Annotated in this window: 15 protein-coding genes and 2 pseudogenes; 11 read left to right on the top strand and 6 right to left on the bottom strand. The window is 70.6% G+C overall.

The window, feature by feature from the left end:
- Positions 1-485 (top strand): annotated as a pseudogene (locus ACH4FH_RS38255) (IS5 family transposase); the annotation flags it as partial.
- A gap of 12 nt (positions 486-497) precedes the next feature.
- A complete protein-coding gene (locus tag ACH4FH_RS38250; RefSeq protein WP_398560596.1) occupies positions 498-941 on the top strand; it encodes a hypothetical protein in 444 nt (147 codons plus the stop codon).
- Positions 942-1,072: 131 nt separating this feature from the next.
- On the opposite strand, the gene ACH4FH_RS38245 is transcribed toward ACH4FH_RS38250, so the two are convergent.
- From ACH4FH_RS38245 to ACH4FH_RS38235, 3 genes are read right to left on the bottom strand one after another with little or no spacing between them, the layout of a single operon-like run.
- A complete protein-coding gene (locus ACH4FH_RS38245; RefSeq protein ID WP_398560595.1) occupies positions 1,073-2,599 on the bottom strand; it encodes a peptide MFS transporter in 1,527 nt (508 codons plus the stop codon).
- The gene (locus ACH4FH_RS38240) at positions 2,596-4,038 is read right to left on the bottom strand and encodes an NAD(P)/FAD-dependent oxidoreductase (protein WP_398560594.1); all 1,443 of its coding nucleotides are present in this window, start codon (positions 4,036-4,038) and stop codon (positions 2,596-2,598) included. Before ACH4FH_RS38240 ends, ACH4FH_RS38245 begins: the two co-directional genes overlap by 4 nt.
- A gap of 48 nt (positions 4,039-4,086) precedes the next feature.
- The gene (locus ACH4FH_RS38235; protein ID WP_398560593.1) at positions 4,087-4,659 is read right to left on the bottom strand and encodes an XRE family transcriptional regulator; all 573 of its coding nucleotides are present in this window, start codon (positions 4,657-4,659) and stop codon (positions 4,087-4,089) included.
- 178 nt (positions 4,660-4,837) lie between these two features.
- Between ACH4FH_RS38235 and ACH4FH_RS38230 the strand changes: the two genes are divergently transcribed.
- On the top strand, positions 4,838-5,281 hold the full coding sequence (locus tag ACH4FH_RS38230) for a hypothetical protein (RefSeq protein WP_398560592.1): 444 nt from the start codon (positions 4,838-4,840) through the stop codon (positions 5,279-5,281).
- Positions 5,282-5,405: 124 nt separating this feature from the next.
- Here the strand turns inward: ACH4FH_RS38230 and ACH4FH_RS38225 are convergent, their stop codons facing one another.
- Both ACH4FH_RS38225 and ACH4FH_RS38220 read right to left on the bottom strand, forming a co-directional pair.
- The gene (locus ACH4FH_RS38225; protein ID WP_398560591.1) at positions 5,406-6,719 is read right to left on the bottom strand and encodes a cytochrome P450; all 1,314 of its coding nucleotides are present in this window, start codon (positions 6,717-6,719) and stop codon (positions 5,406-5,408) included.
- A complete protein-coding gene (locus ACH4FH_RS38220; RefSeq protein ID WP_398560590.1) occupies positions 6,716-7,564 on the bottom strand; it encodes an alpha/beta fold hydrolase in 849 nt (282 codons plus the stop codon). Before ACH4FH_RS38220 ends, ACH4FH_RS38225 begins: the two co-directional genes overlap by 4 nt.
- A 256-nt stretch (positions 7,565-7,820) precedes the next feature.
- Between ACH4FH_RS38220 and ACH4FH_RS38215 the strand changes: the two genes are divergently transcribed.
- The 6 genes from ACH4FH_RS38215 to ACH4FH_RS38190 all read left to right on the top strand — a co-directional run bounded on the left by ACH4FH_RS38215 (position 7,821) and on the right by ACH4FH_RS38190 (position 13,612).
- Positions 7,821-8,987, top strand: coding sequence for an NAD(P)/FAD-dependent oxidoreductase (locus ACH4FH_RS38215; protein WP_398560589.1), 1,167 nt, complete (start codon positions 7,821-7,823; stop codon positions 8,985-8,987).
- Positions 8,988-9,111: 124 nt separating this feature from the next.
- Positions 9,112-9,432 (top strand): (2Fe-2S)-binding protein, encoded by a 321-nt coding sequence (locus ACH4FH_RS38210; protein WP_398560588.1) that lies wholly within the window; start codon positions 9,112-9,114, stop codon positions 9,430-9,432.
- A complete protein-coding gene (locus ACH4FH_RS38205; RefSeq protein WP_398560587.1) occupies positions 9,413-10,807 on the top strand; it encodes an NAD(P)/FAD-dependent oxidoreductase in 1,395 nt (464 codons plus the stop codon). Before ACH4FH_RS38210 ends, ACH4FH_RS38205 begins: the two co-directional genes overlap by 20 nt.
- Before the next feature lie 74 nt (positions 10,808-10,881).
- Complete coding sequence (locus tag ACH4FH_RS38200; protein ID WP_398560586.1) at positions 10,882-11,787, top strand: dihydrodipicolinate synthase family protein; 906 nt, start codon at positions 10,882-10,884, stop codon at positions 11,785-11,787.
- A gap of 12 nt (positions 11,788-11,799) precedes the next feature.
- Complete coding sequence (locus tag ACH4FH_RS38195; RefSeq protein ID WP_398560585.1) at positions 11,800-12,801, top strand: proline racemase family protein; 1,002 nt, start codon at positions 11,800-11,802, stop codon at positions 12,799-12,801.
- A gap of 94 nt (positions 12,802-12,895) precedes the next feature.
- Positions 12,896-13,612: a GntR family transcriptional regulator gene (locus ACH4FH_RS38190; RefSeq protein ID WP_398560584.1), complete on the top strand. Its 717-nt coding sequence runs from the start codon at positions 12,896-12,898 to the stop codon at positions 13,610-13,612.
- Positions 13,613-13,623: 11 nt separating this feature from the next.
- On the opposite strand, the gene ACH4FH_RS38185 is transcribed toward ACH4FH_RS38190, so the two are convergent.
- A complete protein-coding gene (locus ACH4FH_RS38185) occupies positions 13,624-15,009 on the bottom strand; it encodes an aminopeptidase P family protein (RefSeq protein ID WP_398560583.1) in 1,386 nt (461 codons plus the stop codon).
- A gap of 153 nt (positions 15,010-15,162) precedes the next feature.
- Here ACH4FH_RS38185 and ACH4FH_RS38180 point away from each other — a divergent pair, with 153 nt between their 5' ends.
- Together ACH4FH_RS38180 and ACH4FH_RS38175 are read left to right on the top strand one after the other, a co-directional pair.
- Complete coding sequence (locus ACH4FH_RS38180; RefSeq protein ID WP_398560582.1) at positions 15,163-17,484, top strand: collagenase; 2,322 nt, start codon at positions 15,163-15,165, stop codon at positions 17,482-17,484.
- Positions 17,485-17,959: 475 nt separating this feature from the next.
- Positions 17,960-18,089: pseudogene (locus ACH4FH_RS38175) on the top strand (hypothetical protein); the annotation flags it as partial.

Raw genomic sequence — 18,089 nt, 5'->3', positions numbered from 1 at the left:
TCCGTCAGTGTCCGGGCGGCAAAAGGGGGCTTTTGACAGGACCGAATCCGACCGACCGTGGCAAGTTGGGGTCGAAGATTCACCTGGTCACCGACCGGAACGGACTGCCGCTGTCGCTGGGGATCTCCGGCGCCAACATGCACGACAGTCTTGGCCTGGCGCCGCTCGTGCGAGGCATCCCGCCCATCCGCTCCCGGCGCGGTCCCCGTCGCAGGCGCCCTGCCAAGCTGCACGCCGACAAGGGCTACGACTACGACCACCTGCGGCGATGGCTCCATGAGCGTGGCATCACCCATCGCATCGCCCGCAAAGGTGTCGAGCCCTCACAACGGCTCGGCCGCCACCGCTGGGTGGTCGAGAGAACAGTGTCCTGGCTGGCCGGCTGCCGACGCCTCCACCGGCGCTACGAACGCAAACCCGAGCACTTCCTCGCCTTCGTCGGCATAGCCGCAACCCTCATCGGCTACCGCCGACTCACCAAGTGAAACAACGTCTTAGTGGGCCGCTCGTTCGGCATACCCAAGTCGATCACTCTCGGCGCTCACTGGACGGCCTACACCGCCACGCTCACCAACGCCTCGGCGAAGGAGCTGCAGTCGTTCGAACTCGACGCCAAGCTGGGCAGTTATGTCTACAACGAGGGCGAGCGCGATCTGAGCCCGTACGGCGATCTGCAGTATTGGGACACCTCGCAGCGCGCCTGGAAGACGCTGCGCCAGGCCAATGGAGACGCCCACGGCACCATCCCCGGCCCGAAGACGCTGAAGCCCCGCGAGTCCGTCCATGTGCAGCTGCGGTTCAGGGTGAGTAACGACCTGCCCCTGGACCAGGCGTACGACGCGTTCACCGGCCTCACCGGCACCTTCGTCGACCGCTACCGCGACATGGACTGCACGGCCCACGGTGACGCCGGCGGCGGTTTCTACCCCCGCAAGGGCTGAACCCGCGGGGAGGGCTGCCGCCGTCGCGGCCCGACGGCGGCGGCCCCCCAGGGTTCCAACGGATCTTGCCCAGAGCAGGAGTGAGGCGAGTGTGACGGCGGGGCCGGGCCCGGGACCGGGAAACCACCCGGTCAGCGCTCCAACCCCGCCTCCAGCAGTCGCCCCACCGGCCCGCGCACAGCGAACAGGGTCAGGCCGATGCCGATGCCGCACACCGCGGTGAGGGTGAAGTAGGAGGCATTGTCGATCCCGGTGAACAGCTGCCCGAGCAGGCCGGCCAGGGACGAACCGAGGGCGAGTGTAAGGAAGTTCAGGCCGACCATCTGCGAGCGGAACTTCGCCGGGCCGATCCGCGTGGCCAGGGAAAGCCCGATCGGCCCGACGAAAACTTCCGAGGAGCCGGCCGCCATCATGAACAAGAGGATGAGGACCAGCGGGATGTCCGCCGTGCCCGTGGCCTCGGAAATGATGAGCAGGAACAGGTAGGCGCAGCCTATCTGGGTGAGTCCGATGGCGACCTTCGCCACGGTCCCGGGCTGGCGCTCCCCCAGGGTGTTCCACATCTTGGCGATCAGCGGGGTGATGAGGACGGCCGCCAGTGGACTGACGGTCGTGATCCAGGCGACCGGGAACGTCCAGCCGCCGATCTGCAGGTCGATGCGTTCGGTGATGAGGATCGAGATCGCGGTGAACTTCTGGAACAGGAAGCCGAAGTACACCCCGGACGCCAGGAAGAGGGGGAGGTAGCCGAGGATGCGTCGGCGTTCGTCGCGGCTGACTGCCGACGACGTGGTCATGGTGAGGAAGTAGACGGCAGCGGCCACCAGTGCGGCGACGGTCACCACGGTGGACAGGTTGTCCGCCTGGAGCAGCCCGGTGGCAACGGCAATACCGAGGGCGGCGACGCACGCGAGGGCTGCCAGGGCAACCAACGGACGGCGGTTGGCGGGGAGGGGGTTGTTGATGGTCCGGGCTCGCTCGGGGAGCTTCTTCATCGAGGCGACGTATTGGACGAGCGCTGCGCCCATACCGATCGCCGCCAGCCCGAATCCGTAGTGGAAACCGAGTTCGTTCTGGGCGAGGCCGGTGGTGAGCGGTCCGACCACCGCGCCGATGTTGATGGCCATGTAGAAGTAGGAGAAGCTGGCATCGCGGTAGCGCTCGTCCTGGTTCTGGTCCAGGACGAAGCCGAAGATCGAGGTGATGTTCGTCTTCAGCGCGCCGGTGCCGAGGACGATGCACGTCAGTCCGACGCCCAGCCCGGCCAGGCCGGGCGCGAAGGCGAGCACCACATGTCCGCCCGTGATGACGACGGCGCCGTACAGCACCATGTTCTGTGGGCTGACGAGCCGGTCACCCAGCCAAGCGCCGAGGATCTGGGACAGGTAGACGGCGCCGCCGTAGGCTCCGACGATCCCTGCCGCGGCGGCAGGGTCCAGGGCAAGACCGCCGTCGGACAGCGCGTAGAGCAGATAGAAGGAGAGGATTCCCTGGAGGCCGTAGAAGGAGTAGCGCTCCCACAGTTCGGTGAAGGCCATGCTCCACAGGCCGCGTCGGCGGGAATGCCCGGACACCTCAGCCGGTGTCTTGCCGGTCTCCCCACCAACTTCCTGGGTGGTCCGGTGCGGTGTCTCTCGTGTCTCTCGTGTCTCTCTCATTCGCTGAGTCCTGCCAGTCGTGAGCCGAAACGGGCGATGAGGGAGGTGTTCTGGGAGTGCCGGCTCTCCTCCCACCGGTCGGCGACGCCGAAGAGCCGGTACATGGCGTGGACGCCGAGCCAGCGGAGGGGTTCGGGCTCCCAGCGTCCGGAGTCGTGGTCGTTCCACGGCAGCTGGGTCAGCGCGCTGTCGCGTCCGGCTGCCCGATCCAGGAGGGTCCGCGCCGCGAGGTGGGTTGCGGTCACGCCGTGTCCGGCGAAGCCACGCACGACGCCGATCCTGGTGGCGGGGTCGAAGGTGATCCCGGCGCACCAGTCGCGGGTCACGCCGATGGCGCCCCGCCAGGCGTGCTCGATGGTGAACTGCACGCCGGGGAAGAACAGTTGGAGCCGGTCGCTCAGGGTGCGTACAGTGCGGGCGTCCACACTGCCCTGGCCCGGGGTACCGGAGTTGAAGGCGTAGGGCGTACCGCGGCCGCCGATGGCGATGCGGTCGTCGGCGGTGCGCTGTGCGTAGACGAAAGTGTGCGCGGCGTCGCCCAGACACTCCCGGCCCTGCCAGCCGATCCGTTCCCAGACGCGCTCGGGGAGCCGGTTGGTGACGATCATCGAGGAGTTGACGGGGATGATGTCGCGTTTGCCGAGGCCGCGTGCGTCGCTGTCGATCTGTCCGGAGTAGGCCTCCAGGCAGGACAGGACGGTCGTCGCACGCACGGATCCGCGCTCGGTGGTCACGGCACCGGGCGCAATGTGCGTCGCGCGTGTTCCTTCGAGGATGCGTACGCCCTTGGCTTCCACGACCGCCGCGAGGCCATGGATGAGCTTGGCGGGGTCGATTCGCACCGTGGAGCGGGTGAGCAGGCCACCCAGCGCCGGTCGGATCGCGATCCGTTTCGTCACGGCTTCGGCATCAAGGAGTTCGAGATCCTCCGCGCGGTATCCGTTGGCGAGGTCCGCGGCGTGGGTCAGTTCGAGGCGTTTCATCGCGGCCGGGGTGGTGGCCACGCGCAGGTGCCCACCCCGGTGCTGATCCGCCTGGATCCCTTCCTCCTCAAGGACGCGGAGGGTGTCGTCGATGGCTCCCTCCATCTCCCGCTGGAAGGACGCGACGGCGGCGGCACCGTCCTGCCCTCGCTTGCGGGCAGCCTCGGCGTACACGGCCCGGTTGCCGGGGATGAGCGGCGACAACCAGCCACCATTGCGCCCGGAGGCGCCGTAGCCGACCTCCTCGGCCTCCAGGACAGTGATCTTCGCTGCGGGGCGGTCCAGGGCGGCGTGATAGGCGGCCCAGAGTCCGGTCAGGCCGCCACCGACGATGACGAGATCCTGTTCCCCCTCGGGCAGGTCCGCCGCTCGGCGCCCCTCCGGGTCGGCCGGCCCGTCCGCGGCACGGGAGGCCGCCATCCAATGCGAAATCTCGCCGTTTCGATACGCAGTCATGAGTGTCTCCAACGATGGGCGACGAGTGGTGTTGCGGTGCGGCGGGCTTCAGTAAGTAGGGGGTGCCATCGCCCATAGGACTCGGGCTTCTTCTGTGCCCGTGCTCTCGACGACTCGGTGGGGTTGGCTGCTGAGGTAGTGGATCGAGTCCAGGGCGGAGAGCCGGTGGCGCTCCTCGCCGACCCACACCTCCACCTCGCCGCAAAGGACCAGCAGCAATTCTTCGGAGCTGCCGTGGGTGTAGGGCTCCACGCCGGTGGAGCCGCCCGGGGTGAAGTGGCCGAGGAGCACCTCCAGGTGGTCGAAGGCCCCGGGGGTGAGCTTGATCTTCGTGGCGCCCTCACCGAACGACATGCCGTGGGCGTCGCGGAACCGCAGCACCGGGCCGGCCGCTGATCCCCCCTGGGCGAAGAGGTCGCCAACGGTCAGTTTGAGTACGTCGCACACCCGCTGAAGGGTGCGCACACTCGCATTGACCTGGTCGCGCTCGACCTGGGAGAGGTACCCCTCGGTGAGGCCGGACTGGTCGGCGAGGTCCTTGAGCGTCAGATGCAGGGCGCGTCTGCGGCGGCGCAGCCGGGAACCGACGCCGGCACGGAAGTCGGCCTGTTCGTTCGACATGGGCGGGAAACTAACAAGGCTTTGGTCTCACCACAATGGACATAGCTCTCATCAAAGATTTCTTTGATGGCGTTGGCGTAGCAGGAGAGGGCTCCGGCCACTGCCCGACGACGAGGCGTTCGGATCAGGAGGGACCCGGGCGGAGGAACCGACTTCGCCCCTGCGATGTCTTGCAGGCATGGCAAGCCTTCTTTTCCTGGCCCTGACCCTTGCTCCGTTCTTCGCGCCCTGGGTGTTCGTGGTCGCCGCCGTGGCGCTCGCCCGGCGGGCCTACAAGAGGGTTCCGGGCAGCGGGTCGCACCTGCCGAGCCTCACGACGTGCGCGCTTGTCGCGGTCATGGCCGGTGCGGCGGCGTTCGGCGCATACGCGTGGGGTGTGATGTCGGGGTTCTACATCCTGGACCCGGACCAGATGTGTGCGGCGCGGGGCGTACGGGGCGATCACATCGTGACGCGGGAGACGCTGCCGGTCAGTGCGCAGTGCGTCACATCGGACGGCGTGGGGACCGAGCTGGTGCCGGGTTGGGTGAATCCCGTCATCGTCATGGGGCTCACGCTGCTCGCACTCGCCCTCGGGACAGGAACCGTCGCAGGAGTGCGCCGACGCTCCTCCTTGCGGTGAAGCCTTCCACCGTGCCCGTACCCCTCCAGCGGCACGACTGGGCACCGGCCCTTACGCCTCCCCCAGCCGCCGGTGGACGACGCAGCCTGACAGCTGTCGGAGGGCTGTTGGCGCCGCCGACACGTCAGTCGGACAGCCGTAGCGGCAGCGACTTCAGGCCGTTGATGAAGTTCGACACAAGCCGCTGGGGTGGGGCGGCAACCGCCAGGGTGGGCAGCAGGTGGCATGTCTCCTCGTAGAGCACCCGCAGTTGCAGCCGGGCGAAGTGCGCGCCCAGGCAGGTGTGCGGGCCGTCGCCGAAGGAGACATGAGGGTTCGGGGTGCGGGTCAGGTCGAGGCGGTGCGGGGTGGCGAATGCTCGTTCGTCGTAGTTGGCCGAGCCGTGGAAGACGACGACCTTGTCCCCGGCGCGTATGCGGCGGCCGGCCAGCTCGGTGTCGGACGCCGCGGTCCGGCGGAAGCTGAGCACCGGCGGATGCCAGCGCAGCAGTTCCTCCACACAGGTGGCGCCCTGTGTCACTCCGGCGCGCAGGCCGCGGTACGCCTCGGGGTGCTCGGCCAGCGCCAGCAGACCGCCCGGGGCGGCACTGCGCACCGTGTCGTTGCCCGCGATGGTCAGAAGGAAGAAGAACATCTCCAGTTCGGGGGTGGGTAGCTCCTCGTCCAGGGCGAGTACGGTCAGGATGTCGTCGCCGGGGTGCCGCCGCTTGTGGGCGGCCAGGTCCCGCGCGTAGCCGAACATGTCGCGCAGCATGGCCGGGGAGCGTGGATTGACGGGCGGGGTGGGTGGCGTCTGCGGCGGCAGTTGCGTAGCGGAGGCGTGCGGCGGCGTTCCCGCCTCGTCCGGGTCCTGGTAGCCGATGACGCGGTGTGTCCAGTCCAGAAGCAGTCCACGGTCGGTGGCTGGGACGCCGAGCAGGTCGGCGAGGTTGAGCAGGGCGAATTCGTCGGTGACGGCGCCGACGATGTCGACGACGCCGTCACCGGAGCGTGCCGTGTCGGCTGCCGCCGCCAGCAGGCCGCGGGCTCGTTCCCGTACGGCGGTCGTGAAGCACTCGATCCGGCGCGGGGTGAAGGCGCGGCTGACCAGGCGCCGCAGCCGACCGTGGTCCGGGGGGTCCTGATTGAGCATCATGCGCCGGATGAAGGGCAGGTCGGCGGGGTCGGGGTCGCGGATCTGGGTTGCGCCCAGGTGGGAGGAGAACGTGCGGGCGTCCTTGAGGACGCGTACGACGTCGTCGTGCCGGGTGACGGCCCAGAAGCCGGGCCCCGCGGGCCAGTCGAGTACTTCGTGCTCCTCCTGCCAGGCCACCGGGTGCCGATCGCGCAACAGCCGGTACGCGGTGTGCGGCAGCCCGTGCACGTAGCCACGGGGATCGAAGACATTTGGCACCTCCGGGTCCGCGGAGGCCGCCGCGCCCGCCGTCTGCGCCGTCACCCGGACGCTCCCTGCCCTTCGCCTCCGCCCCGCCCTGCGCCCTCGGCCTGTCCGTTACCTTCGTCGGCCCGCCCCGCGTCGTCCTCGCGCAGGAAGTCCTCCACCGTCCGGATCAGTTCCAGCGGCGTCTCGTCCATGGAGTAGTGCCCCGCCGAGGCCAGTTCGACGAGTTCGGCGGCGGCGTGCCATTGCATCCACGTCTGCCGGGCCAGGTCGGCGCTCAGGGCCGGGTCCAGCGCGCCGGCCACCACCAGCGCCGGCACCGCCGAGCCCTCGATCTCGGTGTGGAACCCCTCCCCCGCCCAGGAGTCCAGCCAAGCCCGGAACGCGTTCGGGTCGCTGCACGCCAGTGACCGCCGCACCATCCGGTCCAGCCATGCCGCAGGGCGGCGTCCGCCGGTGGTGATGTCGAGGATGGCCCGACGGCTGTCCGGGTTGTGCTCCGCGGAGGTGAACAGTTCCCACTGCTCAGGAGGCATGGGCAGCCCGGAGGCGGGGACAGGTGAGATGCCGGCGAGCCGGCGCACGCGGTGCGGCGCCGCGGCCACTACGCGCTGGATGACACTGCCGCCCATCGAATGCCCGATCAGGGAGAACCGGTCCCAGCCGAGCCCGTCGGCGAGCGCCAGCACGTCGGCAGCCGCCTCCTGCGTGGTGTACGCGCCGGCCGCGCCCTTCGCCTCGCCGTAGCCGCGCAGATCGACCAGCGCGTACTGGAACGCGCCCCGGTCGAGGTCCGGCAGCAGGGCGTCGAAGGCGGTCCTGTCGGCGAACCATCCGTGCACGGCGATGACCTTGTGCGGTCCCGACCCGTGCAGGCCATGGGGTAAGGCGAACGGAGTCACACTCTCTCCCGACGTGAGACAAGGGCGCCCAGGACCCACCGCAGCGCCCGCCCACACACTGACGCGAACTTCCCCGCCCTGCAAGAGGACGAAAGGCAGGCGGGTACGCGGCGTCGCGCAGGACCCGTACGGCGTCCCTCGTGTCGAGTTCACCCTTCTCGACGACTGACACCGGCTCCCGGCCGCTCGCCCTCGACGAAGAGCACCAAGTACCCTTTCCGGAGCCAGTGTTGTGTGACATATTACTGACGTGCCCATGAGACACAGACAGCCCCTGGATGCTCCGGATGTCGTCATCGTCGGGGCCGGAGTGGTCGGCGCCGCCTGCGCCTACTACGCCGGCCGGTCCGGCCTCTCCGTCGCCGTCGTCGACCGCGGACCCGTCGCGGGCGGCACCACCGGCGCCGGTGAGGGGAATCTGCTCGTCTCCGACAAGGAACCGGGCCCCGAACTCGATCTCGCGCTGCTCTCCACCCGGCTGTGGCGCGAACTTGCCGCCGAACTCCCGCCGGAGATCGAGTACGAGACGAAGGGCGGGCTGGTCGTCGCCTCCGACGAGCCGGGTATGACGTCCCTGCGCGCGTTCCGCACGGCGCAGGGCAGGGCGGGCGTCCAGAGCACCTGCCTCTCCGCCGACCGATTGCGCGACGCCGAGCCCCATCTGGCCCCTGGCCTCGCCGGAGGCGTCCTCTACCCCCAGGATGCGCAGGTCCAACCCGCCTTGGCAGCCGCCCATTTGCTGCGCGCCTCCGGAGCCCGGCTGCACCTGGGCGCGGAGGTCACGGCCGTGCTGCGGGGGCCCGGCGGAGCCGTACGAGGCGTCCGCACCCCGCGGGGCGATCTCCTGGCCCCCGCGGTCGTGAACGCCACCGGCACCTGGGCAGGCCGGCTGGCCTCGCTCGCGGGGGTGAATGTCCCCGTCCTGCCCCGCCGGGGATATGTGCTGGTCACCGAGCCGCTGCCGCGTGTCGTACGCCGCAAGGTCTATGCCGCGGACTATGTCGCCGATGTGGCCAGCGGATCGGCCGCGCTGCAGACCTCCGCGGTCGTCGAGGGCACGGCTGCGGGCCCGGTTCTGATCGGTGCCAGCCGTGAACGCGTCGGCTTCGACCGTACGCTCTCGGTCGAGGTGCTCCGCCGGCTCGCGGCCCAGGCCGCGGCCCTGTTCCCCGTACTGGCCCGCGTCCGGGTCATGCGTACCTACCAAGGGTTCCGCCCCTACCTCCCCGACCACCTCCCGGCAATCGGCCCCGACCCACGCCTCCCGGGCCTGCTGCACGCCTGCGGCCACGAGGGTGCGGGCATCGGCCTCGCCCCCGCCACTGGCCGGCTGATCACGGCCGCGCTGACGGGGACGCCCGGCCCACTGGATGCGCGCCCGTTCCGCCCGGATCGCTTCGTCGACGGGGCGGGGAAGGGATGAGCGGGGCCGGGCCGGAGAGGACAGGCGGCGGCCGGGCCGGCCGGCGCCGGGCCCCCGGCAGCCAACCGCCGTTGGTGCCGTCCCACACTCACCACCGCCACGCCACCACAGGGAGGAGCCCACGATGACCTTTCGCCGCACCCCCGCCGACCTCGTACGGTCCACACCGGGACCGGCGTTCGAGATCCGTCTCGACGGGCGGCCGCTGCTCGCGCTGCCCGGCCAGAGCATCGCCGCCGCGCTCTGGGCGGCCGGTGTGCTCTCCTGGCGGACCACGCGGCGCGACGGGCGGCCCCGCGGAGCCTTTTGCGGCATCGGCTCCTGCTTCGACTGTCTGGCCACCGTCAACGGCCAACCCAATCAGCGGGCCTGCCTGGTGCCGGCCCGGCCCGGGGACGCGATCACCACCCAGGAGGGACACGGGCGTGCCGATCTCGCCGTCTGACACCCATGACCTCGCCGTGATCGGCGCGGGGCCGGCCGGGCTCGCCGCCGCCGTCACCGCGTCCGGCTTCGGGTTGCGCGTGGCGCTGGTGGATGCGGCCGCCCGGCCCGGCGGACAGTTCTACCGGCAGCCCGCCCCCGGACTGGGCGCGGCCCGCCCCGAAGCCCTGCACCACTCCTGGGGCGCGTTCGCGCGGCGCGCCGCCCGGCTGGACGAGCAGATCAGCGCCGGGCGGGTCCAGCACTTCCCCGAACACCATGTCTGGGCCGTCACCCGCAACGCGGCGCACTGGATCGTGCACACGGTCGCCGGGCCCGACGGCGCGCAGGGACGGGCCGAGGTGACCGCGCGGACGGTACTTCTCGCCACCGGTGCCCACGAGCGTCAACTGCCCTTCCCCGGCTGGACCTTGCCCGGGGTCGTGGGAGCGGGTGGCGCGCAGGCCATGCTCAAGGCGGGGCTGGTACTGCCGGGGCGGCGGATCGTGGTCGCGGGCAGCGGGCCGCTGCTGCTCGCCGTTGCCGGATCGCTCGCGGCGGCCGGTGCCACGGTGCCGGTCGTCGCCGAGGCGAGCGGCTACGCCGGATACGCCCGCGCCCCGCGCGCGCTGGCCACCAACCCCCGCAAGCTTGCCGAAGGAGCCGGTCACGCGGCCACCCTGCTCCGCCACGGCGTACGCATCCGTTCCCGCAGTGCGATCACCGCCGTGCATGGCACCGACCGGGTAGAGGCCGTCACCCTGACCCGGCTCGACCGGGACTGGCGGCCCCTGCCCGGAACGGGACTGCGGATCCCGTGCGATGCGCTCGCCGTCGGGCACGGGCTCGTACCGCAACTGGAGCTGGCCACCGGTCTGGGCTGCGCCACCCGCCGTACCCCGGACGGCACCTGTGCGCTGACCCTCGACGGGCGGCAGCGGACCACGATCGACGGGATCTGGGCGGCCGGTGAGACGGGCGGCGTTGGAGGTGCGGAACTCGCTTTCCTGGAGGGCGAGTTGGCGGCCCACGACATCGCGGACAAGACCCCCGGCGGCACGCTGCGGCGGCGTCGTGACCGACTGCGCAGGTTCGCCCGGACCATGGCCGCCACCCATGCGCCGCGGCCCGGCTGGACCGGATGGCTGCGCGAGGACACCGACGTCTGCCGCTGCGAGGAGGTGACGGCCGGGCGGATCCAGGAAGCGGTCACCGATCTCGGCGCCCGCGACACCCGCACCGTCAAACTGCTCACCCGGGCCGGAATGGGCTGGTGTCAGGGGCGAATGTGCGCCCCCGCCGTGGCCCGCCTGGCGGCGGAGGAAGGGCCCGCGGCCGACCGCAGGCCGCTTGCCTGTCCCGTCACCCTGGGGGAACTCGCCCGCGAACAAAGCTAGTTCGGATCCCGTCAACCTTGGCAAGCTGCCAGAACGCTCAATAAAATGTCACACGTCATAGAAGGAGACTTCGCATGGTCACGCGTACCCGCCCCTGGCGCGGCATCATGGTCGCCACCACCCTCCCCTTCCGCCCCGTGCGCAACGAGCTCACCGTCGACTACGACGCCTACGCCGCCCAGGTCGCCCGGCTCCTCGCCGCCGGCTGCGACGGCGTCGTCCCCAACGGCTCCCTCGGCGAGTATCAAACGCTGACGGACGACGAGCGGGCCCGGGTCGTCCGCACCGCCGTGGAAGCCGCGGGTGACGGCGACAGGGTGATGCCCGGCGTCTCCGCCTACGGCAGCGCGGCGTCGCGCCGCTGGGCCGAGCAAGCCGCCGAGGCGGGCGCCGGTTCCGTACTGCTGCTGCCGCCCAACGGCTACCGGGCCGACCCGGCGGCGGTCCGCGCCCACTTCGCCGAGGTGGCCGCGGCGGGTCTGCCGGTTGTCGCCTACAACAACCCCTTCGACACCAAGGTCGACCTCACCCCGCGCCTTCTCGCCGAGCTGCACGCCGACGGCAGCATCGTCGCCGTCAAGGAGTTCAGCGGCGATGTTCGCAGGGCCTACGAGATCGCCGAAGTCGCCCCGGACTTGGACCTGTTGATCGGCGCTGACGACGTCCTCCTCGAACTCGCCCTGGCCGGCGCCGTCGGCTGGGTCGCGGGCTACCCGAACGCACTGCCCGAGGCGTGCGGCACCCTCTACCGGTCCGCGGTCGCCGGCGACCTCGAGACCGCACTACCCCTCTACCGCGCCCTGCACCCGCTGCTGCGCTGGGACTCCAAGCCCGAATTCGTGCAGGCGATCAAGCTCTCCATGGACCTCGCCGGACACCGCGGCGGGCCGACCCGCCCACCCCGCTCCCCGCTCACCGCCGAGCAGTCGGCCGCACTCCGCTCCGCCACCGAGAAGCTCCTCGCCGACGGCCACCACTGAGAGGGGCCTGCCATGCGCACCCGCCATGTCTTCCACGCCGTCGACTCCCACACCGAGGGCATGCCCACCCGTGTCATCACCGGCGGCGTCGGCACCCTGCCCGGCGCCACCATGGCCGAGCGCCGACTGCACCTCGCGGACCACCGTGACGACATCCGTACCCTCCTGATGTACGAGCCGCGCGGCCACGCCGCCATGAGCGGTGCGATCCTCCAGCCGCCGACCCGCCCCGACGCCGACTACGGCGTGCTGTTCATCGAGGTCTCCGGCTACCTCCCGATGTGCGGGCACGGGACGATCGGCGTGGCCACCGTCCTTGTCGAGACCGGCATGGTGGAGGTCCAGGAACCCGTGACCACGGTACGGCTCGACACCCCCGCCGGCCTGGTGACCGCCGCGGTACACGTGCGGGACGGGGCCGCCACGGCCGTCACCCTCACCAACGTGCCCGCCTTCTGCGCCGGACTCGACCGCAAGGTCACCGTCCCGGGTTACGGCACGATCGGCTACGACCTCGCCTACGGCGGCAACTTCTACGCGATCCTGCCGCTGGACAGCGTTGGACTGCCCTTCGACCGGACCCGTAAGAACGACATCCTCGCCGCCGGACTCGCCCTCATGGACGCCGTGAACGCCACCGACCGGCCGGTCCACCCCGAGGACGAGCGGATCGGCGGCCTCAAGCACGTCTACTTCGCCGCGCCGGGGTCGGACGCCACCCGCTCCCGGCATGCGATGGCCATCCACCCCGGTTGGTTCGACCGCTCGCCGTGCGGAACGGGAACCTCCGCGCGGATGGCGCAGCTGCATGCACGCGGCGCCCTCCCCCTCCACCAGGACTTCGTCAACGAGTCGTTCATCGGTACCGAGTTCACCGGCCGCCTCGTCAGGGAAACCACGGTCGGTTCGCACCCGGCCGTCGTCCCCACGGTCACCGGACGGGCCTGGGTGACCGGCACCGCGCAGTACTTCCTCGACCCGTCCGATCCGTTTCCCGGGGGTTTTCTGCTGTGACCACCGGCCGCGGCGACGGCCGTTGACCGCTACCAGCGAGTCTGCGCAACGTGACATTGTACGCTGGCACTCCGCGTCAATTCGGAGGACCACGATGGGTGAACTCAAGCACCGCAGCCTGATCACCGCTCAGGAGCGGCTCCGCGATCAGGTCGCCCATCAGCTGCGCGCGGCACTGATCGCAGGGGAGCTCCGCCCGGGGTCGGTCTACTCGGCCCCGGGTCTCGCCGCGGACTTCGGCGTCTCCGCCACCCCGGTGCGCGAGGCGATGCTCGACCTTGCCCGGGAGGGACTGGTCGAACCGGTCCGTAACAAGGGCTTCCGGATCACCGAGGTGAGCGAGCGCGACCTCGACCAGTACACCGAGATCCGCGCCCTGATCGAGGTCCCGGTCGTCGGCCAGGTCACCCGCACCGCCGGACCAGCACAGCTGGAGGCCCTCCGGCCGGCCGCCCTGGAGATCGTCGCGGCCGCCCGGGCGCACGACCTCATCGGCTATCTGGAGGCGGACCGCCGCTTCCACCTCGAACTGCTCGGCCTCAGCGGCAACGACCGCCTCGTCGAGACGGTCGGCGATCTGCGCAAACGCTCCCGCCTCTACGGCCTCACCCGCCTCGACGAGCGCAACCAACTGCTGCCCTCCGCCGAGGAGCACGGGGAACTGCTCGATGTGATGCTGACGGGCGACGCCGAGGCGGCCGAAGCCTGTATGGCCCGCCACCTCGGCCATGTGCGCTCGCTGTGGGCCCAGGAGCGCGAAGAGCCGCTGGTACCGCGCCCACAGCGCGCGTCGGGCGTCCGCCAGGGCTGACCCGCCTCCGGTCAGGCCCGTCCGGCGAGGAGTCCTTCCATCCATTCCTCCACCCCGTCGGCGGTACGCGGCAGTGCCGACGACATCAGCCGGGCCCCGTCCGCGGTGATCACCAGATCGTCCTCGATACGGACACCGATGCCGCGCAGTTCCCGTGGCAACGTCTCGTCGTCGGGCTGGAGATAGAGCCCCGGTTCGACCGTGAGGACCTGCCCCTCGGTCAGGACGCCGTCCAGATACTGCTCTGCGCGCGCCCGGGCGCAGTCATGCACGTCGAGCCCGAGCATATGGCCCGAGCTGCACAGGGTGTAACGCCGGTACAGGCCGCTGTCGGGGGCGAGCGCTTCCGCCGCCGGGACGGGCAGTACGCCCCAGTCGGACAGCCCCTCGGCCAGGACGGCCGTACAGGCCCGGTGGAAGTCGCGGAAGCTCGCCCCCGGCTTGAGGGCGGCGATGCCCGCGTCCTGCGCGGCGAGCACCAGGTCGTACACCCGTCGCTGGATGGGTGAGAAGCGCCCGGACAACGGCAGGGTGCGGGTGATGTCGGCGGTGTACAGCGCGTCGGTCTCCACGCCCGCGTCCAGCAGCAGCAACTGGCGGGGATCGAGCGGGCCGTCGTTGCGGATCCAGTGGAGCACACAGGCATGGGCGCCTGCGGCGGCGATGGTCTCGTAGCCGGTGCCGTTGCCCTCGGCGCGGGCGCGCAGCTGGAAGACCCCTTCGATCCAGCGTTCGCCGCGCGGGTGGCGCAGTGCGGTGGGGAGGGACCGTACGACATCCTCGAAGCCGGTGGTGGTGTGATCGACGGCCCGCTGTAGCTGCGCCACCTCCCAGTCGTCCTTCACCAGCCGCAACTCGCTGAGTACACAGGCGAGTTCTGCGTCGAGGGAGGCGTCTCGTTCGGTCCGGTGGCGGACGAGGTCGTCCAGGTGCGCACAGCGGAGACCGGTGAGCCGCCCGGCCTCGGCCAGATCGGGGCGGCGGCCGACCCAGAACTCGCCGTAGCGGCGGTCCCGGTAGAACTCGCCGCCGCCGTCCCGCGGCGACCGCGGCCGTAGGTAGAGCACCGCCTCCCCGTCCGGCTCCAGCACCAGGACATGCCCCGGCTGATCCTCGCCCGTCAGCCCGGTCAGCCAGGCGTAGGCGCTGTGCGGGCGGAAGCGGTGATCGCAGTCATGGGATCGGACCGTCAGCTCGCCTGCGGGGACGAGCAGTCGTTCGCGGGGGAAGCATGCGGCGAGGCGGGCCCGGCGGTCGGCGAACCGGTCGAAGCCCGGAACGCGGGACTCGGCGGGGAGCGGGGTGGCGGCCCACTGGCCGGCCATGAAGCCGGCGAGGGCGTCCGACACCGGCAAGTCATGGCTCCCGGTGTGGAGTTGAGGGGCACGCGAGGTCATGTCGACACCTCCGGGAAAGAAAATTACCTGAAGCCTTGTCAGTGCAATTTCACATTACTATGTTACGGGTCACACCTCGTGGAGTGAAGGCCATGGCCCCACCCCCACACAACCCCCCACTCCCTCCCGGAGGTTCAGGTGTCACATCCGCGTATGCCGCACAGAATCCTGCTGGCCGCGACTCTCGCCGCCACCCTCGCCCTGCCGGCCGCCCAGACGGCCCAGGCGACGCCCCGCACATCGGCCGTCCCCGCACAGCGGACGCAGTCGCAGCAGTCCGGGCACCGGCCCTCGGCCCCCAACCCCTTCGACCAGGTCCAACGCCTCGCCAAAACACCGAAGTCAGTCGCCGCCCCGGCACCGGCGCCGCGCACCGTCACGCAGAGAGGCCGCATACCGGGCCCGCAGACCAAGCCCTCCACCGCGCCGCACAGCCAGAGACCCGCCGTCGCGCCCTGCACTCTCGACGGCATCACCGGCCTGAGCCCCGAGCAGTTCGCGGACTTCCTCGCCGACCCGGCCGTCACGGCCGACGACTGCCTGCGCAACCTCGTCTGGGCATGGGACGCCCGACTCATCCCCGTCATGTCCGACGCCCACGTCCAGGCCGTGGCCCGTCGCGTCACCAGCCTTGCCGCCGCCCACGACGGCAAGAACAGCAGCCACCTGTACGAGATGTTCACGTACTTGCACGCAGTGGCCTACCAGGACTTCTCGCACGACGAGATCGACACCACCGACGCCCCCACCGTCGACGCCGTACGCCGCGCCGTCGACGCCTTCGGCTCCGCCGCCCGCACCTTCGACGTCACCCGGGCGAACGCGGACACCCTGCGCGAAGCCCTGTACGCGGCCAGTGCCCCCGGGCTGCGGCAGCATCAACTCGATCTGATCCAGCGGGTCCTGGCCACCATGGACGGGGCCCACACGGCCACCCACAAGGACCAGGCATGGGGCAACGCCGCCCTCGCCGCGCTCTCCGTCAACTACCTCGGTGTCTACCCCGGCAACAAGGACACCGCCTTCCAGTACGCGGTCGCCGCGGACCCCGGCTACCGCGCCGCCTTCAAGGCCTTCGTCGGATACACCCACCTCAAGGGCACGCCCAACGCGTGGGTCGTACGCGACGCGCTCGGGGAGTACGGCCGCTTCGGTGAGATCCCCTCCCTCAAGACGGCCATCGTCGCCGACCTCGGAGCCCTCCTCCCCACCACCGTGACGAACTTCGGCGAGGGCAGCGAACCCTGGGCCAAGGTCGCCACCTGGCTGGGCTTCTTCGACGCCTGCAAGCCGTACGGGGTGTGCAAGGAGGACATCGAGAAGCGGATCTTCCCGCGCACCTACTCCTACGACAACGGCTCCATCAAGGTCCGCACAGCCCTCGACCGCGCCGTCGTCGACCAGCTCTACTACGCGTCCAAGCAGGTCAGGGCCCAGTTCCACCGGGTGCTCGGCACCGAGGAACCGCTCGCCGACGATCCCAACACCACGCTGACCATCGTCCTGTACGCCTCACGCGCCGACTACGAGGTCTACCACCCGCTGCTCACCGGCATGGGCACCAACAACGGCGGCGTCTACATCGAGCAGGGCGCGACCTTCTACACCTATCAGCGGCGAGTCCCCCAGGACTCCAGCCTCACCCTCGAAGAGCTCTTCCGCCACGAGTACGTCCACTACCTCAACGGCCGATTCGCCGTCCCCGGCTTCTTCGGCGAAGGCCCCTGGTACGAGGGTGACCGCACCACCGCCATGGACGAGGGAAGCGCCGAGTTCTTCGACGGCTCGACCCGCGACAACGGCATCGCCGTCCGCCGGTCACTGGTGCGCGACATCATCGCGGACACGGCAGGCGGCAAACCGCGTATGACCGTCAACGAGTTCCTGCACGCGACGTACGACCACGACGGCTTCCGCTTCTACTCCTACGCCGGGACGTTCTTCGAGTTCCTGTGGCGCGACAGCCCGGCACAACTCCAGGAGATGTACCGGCATCTGCGCGCCGACGACCCGGCCGCCTTCGACTCCTGGCGCGACCGCATGGGGTCCGACGCAGGTCTGCAGCAGCGCTACGACGCCTTCCTCGACGCACAGATCGCCATCGTCGACGACCTCTTCGTGCCGGACACGAAGTTCACCCCCAACGGCTCCCTGAAGTTCGCCACCCCCGCCGAGGTGCAAAGCGCCTTCGCCGCCGCCACCGCCAACACGCCCGCCTGCAAGGACGAGGCTGACCAGGGCACCGGCCGGTTCACCTGCACCGGCCGGATCACCGCCAATCTCGGCAACTCGGGCAACCCCGACCAGGTCTTCAAGGACATGTCCGAAACCGTCGACCACTTCATCCTCGATCGCACCAATCCCGCCGCGAACAACTTCACCGACATGAACTGCTCCTTCGGCCCCACCGAGATCTGGCCCTCAGGCCAGGCCGGCAGCGCGGACTTCCGCTGCGAGGGCCCGTTGCGGCGGTGACACAGTCGTCGCGCTCAGCGGTCGCACGGCCCGTCGTCCGGCGGACGGGCCGTGTCCGGGGCGCGGCGCACGGGCCGATCAAGCCCGCCCGCCGGTGGCCGCCAGCCATGGCCACCAGTCGTCAGGCGTCGGGCGTCGGGCGTCGGGCAGGTCGAGCCGGCGGGAGTTACCGCGCGGGGAGAGCGAGGCTCGACGGCCGAACCCAACCATCCTGGCCGGGCACCTCGCACGCCCGCTCGCGACCGAGAGCGGAACAGACGCTGACCGCCCCTTGGACGACCGCCTGCCGCTGGTCCAAAAGCCCGCGCGGCGGGCGCTGCTGCTCTGGCGCTGCCCTATCCCCATCCCCTCCAGCCACAGCTGGACGCTGCCCGTCGAGACCCCCGGCCCCCGGCTCCAGCCCGGCGCGTCCCCCGGTTTCGGCCGGGGGCGTCGCTGTTCTCCGGTCCGCGCCCTTGTAGACCCGCCCGCGCGCAGCCACTCCGTGGTCGAGGTCGTCACCGACGACACGCCCTTCCTGGTCGACTCGGTCACCAACGAGCTCTCCCGGCAGGGCCGCGGCATCCACCTGGTGATCCACCCGCAGGTGATCGTCCGCCGCGATG

The organism is Streptomyces sp. NPDC017993, assembly GCF_044328065.1.
In the GTDB taxonomy this organism is placed as follows: Bacteria; Actinomycetota; Actinomycetes; order Streptomycetales; family Streptomycetaceae; genus Streptomyces.
Note: the sequence above shows the minus strand (reverse complement) of the source record. Positions and strands in the feature narration are given on the sequence as shown.